This is a genomic window from Pseudomonas sp. MF6755, from assembly GCF_016405635.1.
GTDB lineage: Bacteria > Pseudomonadota > Gammaproteobacteria > Pseudomonadales > Pseudomonadaceae > Aquipseudomonas > Aquipseudomonas haemolytica.
On record NZ_JAEKDA010000040.1, the window covers coordinates 1 to 6,903 of the forward strand.

Here is a 6,903-nt window from a genome sequence, read left to right on the forward strand (position 1 = left end):
GTCCACCTTCGTTAACGGCACTTGGCGCAGTCAGCGTGACAGTCGTCGTGTTATCGGTGCCCGGTGTGTCAGTAACGGTGGTGTTAACCGCCGTAGTGCCTGGCACCAGGTTTTCGAAATGCTCGCCGCCCGTCACGCCTTTGATAGCGGTGGTGACGGTTTGATCGCCTTTATACACATCATCCGGTGCCACAACCGAGACAGTCCCGCTCGACTGGTTTACGCCGATGGTGATGGTTTTGCCGTTGTCCAGGGTGACGGTCAGCGGGTTGGTGATGTTAGTCACCGGTGCACCGTTTTTATCCACAAGGCTGGCGGTGTAGACGATATTGCCGCCTTCACCGACGGTGGTGGTGGCGGTCAGCACCACATCGACTTTGTCGATGGTGTCGTTGATCGTCGTGGTAGCGCCGTTGCCTGCGACTTCCAGTTTTTCGAAGTTGCCGCCAGAAGCGTCAGTGATCTTGACCGTTTGGGTGCTCTTGTCGATGAACACGTCATCGGTAGGCGCTGGGACGGTTACCGTGCCGACGGTATCGCCGGCCTTGATGGTAATGGACGAGCCGTTATCCAATTTCAAGGTGACGTCAGTACCGGCCTTGTTGCTCAAGGTCGCGGTATAGGTGATCTGTCCACCTTCGTTAACGGCACTTGGCGCAGTCAGCGTGACAGTCGTCGTGTTATCGGTGCCCGGTGTGTCGGTAACGGTGGTGTTAACCGCTGTAGTACCCGGTACCAGGTTTTCGAAATGCTCGCCGCCCGTCACGCCTTTGATAGCGGTGGTGACGGTTTGATCGCCTTTATACACATCATCCGGTGCCACAACCGAGACAGTCCCGCTCGACTGGTTTACGCCGATGGTGATGGTTTTGCCGTTGTCCAGGGTGACGGTCAGCGGATTGGTGATGTTAGTCACCGGCGCGCCGTTTTTATCCACAAGGCTGGCGGTGTAGACGATATTGCCGCCTTCACCGACGGTGGTGGTCGCGGTCAGAACCACATCGACCTTGTCGATGGTGTCGTTGATCGTGGTGGTAGCGCCGTTGCCTGCGACTTCCAGTTTTTCGAAGTTGCCGCCAGAGGCGTCAGTGATTTTGACGGTCTGGGTGCTCTTATCGATGAACACGTCATCGGTAGGTGCAGGGACGGTCACAGTGCCAACGGTATCGCCAGCCTTGATGGTAATGGACGAGCCGTTATCGAGTTTCAGCGTGACGTCAGTGCCCGCTTTATTGGAAAGCGTAGCGGTGTACGTAATCTGCCCACCTTCGTTCGCCTCGGACGGAGCCGTCAGCGTCACGGTAGTGGTGTTATCGGTGCCCGGTGTGTCGGTAACGGTGGTGTTAACCGGCGTAGTACCCGGTACCAGGTTCTCGAAGTGCTCACCGCCAGTCACACCCGTAATAGCGGTGGTGACGGTCTGGTCGCCTTTGTACACATCATCTGGAGCAACAACCGAGACAGTGCCGCTCGATTGGTTCACACCAATGGTGATGGTCTGGCCGTTATCCAGAGTGACGGTCAGCGGGTTAGTGATGTTGGTTACTGGCGCGCCGTTTTTATCCACCAGGCTGGCGGTGTAGACGATATTGCCGCCTTCGCCGACGGTAGTAGTGGCGGTCAGAACTACATCAACCTTGTCGATGGTGTCGTTGATCGTGGTGGTAGCGCCATTACCCGCAACTTCCAATTTCTCGAAGTTGCCGCCAGTGGTTTCGGTGATCTGGACGGTCTGGGTGCTCTTGTCGATGAACACATCATCGGCAGGCGCCGGAACAGTCACGGTGCCGACAGTATCGCCCGCCTTGATGGTGATGCTCGAGCCGTTGTCGAGTTTCAGCGTGACGTCAGTGCCCGCTTTATTGGAAAGCGTAGCGGTGTACGTAATTTGACCACCCTCGTTCGCCTCGGACGGAGCCGTCAGAGTTACGGTCGTGGTGTTGTCGGTGCCTGGTGTGTCGGTAACGGTGGTGTTAACCGCCGTAGTACCCGGTACTAGGTTCTCGAAGTGCTCACCGCCAGTGACACCCGTAATAGCGGTCATGACAGTTTGATCGCCTTTGTACACATCATCTGGAGCAACAACCGAGACAGTGCCGCTCGATTGGTTCACACCAATAGTGATGGTCTGGCCGTTATCCAAAGTGACGGTCAGCGGATTGGTGATGTTAGTCACCGGTGCGCCGTTCTTATCCACAAGGCTGGCGGTGTAAACGATGTTGCCGCCTTCACCCACGGTGGTGGTGGCGGTCAGAACCACATCAACCTTGTCGATGGTGTCGTTGATCGTGGTGGTTGCACCGTTGCCCGCAACTTCCAATTTTTCGAAGTTGCCGCCAGCGGTTTCGGTGATCTGGACGGTCTGGGTGCTCTTGTCGATGAACACGTCATCGGTAGGCGCCGGAACAGTCACGGTGCCGACAGTGTCGCCGGCCTTGATGGTAATGGAAGAGCCGTTATCCAACTTCAGCGTTACGTCGGTGCCCGCTTTGTTAGAGAGCGTAGCGGTGTAAGTGATCTGCCCGCCTTCATTAACGGCACTTGGCGCAGTCAGCGTGACAGTCGTCGTGTTATCGGTGCCCGGTGTGTCGGTAACGGTGGTGTTAACCGCTGTAGTACCCGGTACCAGGTTTTCGAAATGCTCGCCACCGGTCACGCCGTTGATAGCGGTGGTGACGGTTTGATCGCCTTTGTACACATCATCCGGTGCCACAACCGTAACGGTGCCGCTCGACTGATTTACACCAATGGTGATGGTCTGGCCGTTATCCAAAGTGACGGTCAACGGGTTGGTGATGTTAGTCACCGGCGCGCCGTTTTTATCCACAAGGCTGGCGGTGTAGACGATATTACCGCCTTCACCCACGGTGGTGGTGGCGGTCAGAACTACATCAACCTTGTCGATGGTGTCGTTGATCGTGGTGGTTGCGCCATTGCCTGCAACTTCCAACTTCTCGAAGTTACCGCCTGTGGTTTCGGTGATCTGGACGGTCTGGGTGCTCTTGTCGATGAACACATCATCGGTAGGCGCCGGAACAGTCACTGTGCCAACGGTGTCGCCGGCCTTGATGGTGATGCTTGAACCGTTATCGAGTTTCAGCGTTACGTCAGTGCCCGCTTTATTGGAAAGCGTAGCGGTGTAAGTGATCTGGCCACCTTCATTAACGGCGCTTGGCGCAGTCAACGTAACGGTAGTGGTGTTGTCGGTGCCGGGAGTATCGGTGACGGTGGTGTTCACCGCCGTAGTGCCTGGCACCAGGTTTTCGAAATGCTCGCCGCCGGTCACGCCTTTGATGGCGGTGGTGACAGTTTGGTCGCCTTTGTACACGTCATCTGGAGCTACGGTGGTAACGCTACCGCTGGACTCGTTCACACCAATGGTGATGGTCTTGCCGTTGTCCAGGGTGACGGTCAGCGGGTTGGTGATGTTAGTCACCGGCGCGCCGTTTTTATCCACAAGGCTGGCGGTGTAGACGATATTGCCGCCTTCACCGACGGTGGTGGTGGCGGTCAGGACTACATCAACCTTGTCGATGGTGTCGTTGATCGTGGTGGTAGCGCCGTTGCCTGCGACTTCCAGTTTTTCGAAGTTGCCGCCAGAAGCGTCAGTGATTTTGACGGTCTGAGTGCTCTTGTCGATGAACACGTCATCGGTAGGCGCAGGGACGGTCACGGTGCCGACAGTGTCGCCAGCCTTGATGGTGATGCTCGAACCGTTGTCGAGTTTCAGCGTGACGTCGGTACCGGCCTTGTTGCTCAAGGTCGCGGTGTACGTAATCTGTCCGCCTTCGTTCGCCTCGGACGGAGCGGTCAGGGTCACGGTAGTGGTGTTATCGGTGCCCGGTGTGTCAGTAACGGTGGTGTTAACCGCCGTAGTGCCTGGCACCAGGTTTTCAAAGTGCTCGCCGCCGGTCACGCCTTTGATGGCGGTGGTGACGGTTTGGTCGCCTTTGTAGACGTCATCAGGAGCTACGGTGGTAACGCTACCGCTGGACTCGTTCACACCGATAGTGATGGTCTTGCCGTTGTCCAGGGTGACGGTCAGCGGGTTAGTGATGTTAGTCACCGGCGCACCGTTTTTATCCACAAGGCTGGCGGTGTAAACGATGTTGCCGCCTTCGCCGACGGTGGTGGTGGCGGTCAGGACTACATCAACCTTGTCGATGGTGTCGTTGATCGTGGTGGTAGCGCCGTTGCCTGCGACTTCCAGTTTTTCGAAGTTGCCGCCGGTGGTTTCGGTGATCTGGACGGTCTGCGTGCTCTTATCGATGAACACGTCATCGGTAGGCGCAGGGACGGTCACAGTGCCGACGGTGTCGCCAGCTTTGATGGTGATCGACGAGCCGTTATCGAGTTTCAGTGTGACGTCAGTGCCCGCTTTGTTGGAAAGCGTAGCGGTGTACGTAATCTGCCCACCTTCGTTCGCCTCGGACGGAGCCGTCAGGGTCACGGTGGTGGTGTTATCGGTGCCCGGTGTGTCGGTAACGGTGGTGTTAACCGGCGTAGTACCTGGTACCAGGTTCTCGAAGTGCTCACCGCCAGTGACACCCGTGATAGCGGTGGTGACGGTCTGGTCGCCTTTGTACACATCATCTGGTGCCACAACCGAAACAGTGCCGCTCGATTGATTCACACCAATGGTGATGGTCTGGCCGTTATCTAGGGTGACCGTCAGCGGGTTAGTGATGTTAGTCACCGGTGCGCCGTTCTTATCCACAAGGCTGGCGGTGTAAACGATGTTGCCGCCTTCACCGACAGTGGTGGTCGCGGTCAGGACTACATCAACTTTGTCGATGGTGTCGTTGATCGTGGTGGTTGCGCCATTGCCCGCAACTTCCAACTTCTCGAAGTTACCGCCAGTGGTTTCGGTGATCTGGACGGTCTGAGTGCTCTTGTCGATGAACACATCATCGGTAGGTGCAGGGACGGTTACCGTGCCAACGGTCTCGCCAGCCTTGATGGTAATGGACGAACCGTTATCCAACTTCAACGTAACGTCAGTGCCCGCCTTATTGGAAAGCGTAGCGGTGTACGTAATCTGCCCACCTTCGTTCGCCTCGGACGGAGCGGTCAGGGTCACGGTAGTGGTGTTATCGGTACCCGGTGTGTCAGTCACAGTCGTGGTGACTTTGTCGGTACCTGGAACCAGATTTTCAAAGTGCTCGCCACCGGTGACGCCTTTGATGGCGGTGGTGACGGTTTGGTCGCCCTTGTACACATCGTCTGGTGCCACAACCGAAACAGTGCCGCTCGATTGGTTCACACCAATGGTGATGGTTTGGCCGTTATCCAGAGTGACGGTCAGCGGGTTGGTGATGTTGGTTACCGGCGCGCCGTTTTTATCCACAAGGCTGGCGGTGTAGACGATATTGCCGCCTTCGCCGACGGTGGTGGTGGCGGTCAGGACTACATCAACCTTGTCGATGGTGTCGTTGATCGTGGTGGTAGCGCCGTTGCCTGCGACTTCCAGTTTTTCGAAGTTGCCGCCAGAGGCGTCAGTGATTTTGACGGTCTGGGTGCTCTTATCGATGAACACGTCATCGGTAGGTGCAGGGACGGTCACAGTGCCAACGGTATCGCCAGCCTTGATGGTAATGGACGAGCCGTTATCGAGTTTCAGCGTGACGTCAGTGCCCGCTTTATTGGAAAGCGTAGCGGTGTACGTAATCTGCCCACCTTCGTTCGCCTCGGACGGAGCCGTCAGCGTCACGGTAGTGGTGTTATCGGTACCCGGTGTGTCGGTAACGGTGGTGTTGACCGGCGTAGTACCCGGTACCAGGTTCTCGAAGTGCTCGCCGCCAGTCACACCCGTAATAGCGGTGGTGACGGTTTGATCGCCTTTGTACACATCATCTGGTGCCACAACCGTAACGGTGCCGCTCGATTGGTTCACACCAATGGTGATGGTCTGGCCGTTATCCAGGGTGACCGTCAGCGGGTTGGTGATGTTAGTCACCGGCGTACCGTTTTTATCCACAAGGCTGGCGGTGTAAACGATGTTGCCGCCTTCGCCGACGGTGGTGGTCGCGGTCAGGACTACATCAACTTTGTCGATGGTGTCGTTGATCGTCGTGGTAGCGCCGTTGCCTGCGACTTCCAGTTTTTCGAAGTTGCCGCCGGAAGCGTCAGTGATTTGGACGGTCTGGGTGCTCTTGTCGATAAACACGTCATCGGTAGGCGCAGGGACGGTCACAGTGCCGACGGTGTCGCCAGCTTTGATGGTGATCGACGAGCCGTTATCGAGTTTCAGTGTGACGTCAGTGCCCGCTTTGTTGGAAAGCGTAGCGGTGTACGTAATTTGACCACCTTCGTTCGCCTCGGACGGAGCCGTCAGGGTCACGGTGGTGGTGTTATCGGTGCCCGGTGTGTCGGTAACGGTGGTATTCACCGACGTGGTGCCCGGCACTAGGTTCTCGAAGTGCTCGCCGCCAGTCACACCCGTAATAGCGGTGGTGACGGTTTGATCGCCTTTGTACACATCATCTGGTGCCACAACCGTAACGGTGCCGCTCGATTGGTTCACACCAATGGTGATGGTCTGGCCGTTATCCAGGGTGACCGTCAGCGGGTTGGTGATGTTAGTCACCGGCGTACCGTTTTTATCCACAAGGCTGGCGGTGTAAACGATGTTGCCGCCTTCGCCCACGGTAGTAGTGGCGGTCAGTACCACATCAACCTTGTCAATGGTGTCGTTGATCGTGGTGGTCGCACCATTGCCCGCAACTTCCAATTTCTCGAAGTTGCCGCCAGTGGTCTCGGTGATCTGGACGGTCTGCGTGCTCTTGTCGATGAACACATCATCGGTAGGTGCAGGGACGGTCACAGTGCCGACGGTATCGCCAGCTTTGATGGTGATCGACGAGCCGTTATCGAGTTTCAGTGTGACGTCAGTGCCCGCTTTGT

The 6,903-nt window shown here is 56.8% G+C and carries 1 protein-coding gene; it reads right to left on the bottom strand.

What is annotated here, in order from left to right; genetic code table 11:
• Positions 1–6,903 (bottom strand): immunoglobulin-like domain-containing protein (locus JFT66_RS29490; RefSeq protein ID WP_332875128.1); only part of this gene is annotated, 6,903 nt, incomplete at both ends.